General features: G+C 36.7%; 1 pseudogene. It reads left to right on the top strand.

Annotated elements, in window-relative coordinates:
• A pseudogene (locus V6260_RS19550) lies at positions 1 to 178 on the top strand (signal peptidase I); the annotation flags it as partial.
• Between the last annotated feature and the right edge of the window lie 29 nt (positions 179 to 207).

The following is a 207-nucleotide window of genomic DNA, read 5'->3' as shown; positions in this document are numbered from 1 at the left end:
ATGGTTAATAGATCACCTTTTCTATGCACCAAAAAGACAAGAACGCTTGGCTATAGCACAATCTTAATCTGGGGGTCAACTTGATGAAGAAGTCGCTGCATTAATTGCGCATGAACCAGTAATAACAGAAACGGCCAAGTCAATTTTTACAATGATCGCAGCGATTACTATTTTTAGATGATTTATTTTTGAGCCTATTCAAATTCC

The organism is Pseudoalteromonas aliena, assembly GCF_038155085.1.
In the GTDB taxonomy this organism is placed as follows: domain Bacteria; phylum Pseudomonadota; class Gammaproteobacteria; order Enterobacterales; family Alteromonadaceae; genus Pseudoalteromonas; species Pseudoalteromonas aliena_A.
The sequence above is the reverse complement of the archived record's forward strand: the minus strand, read 5'-3'. Positions and strand labels throughout refer to the sequence as shown.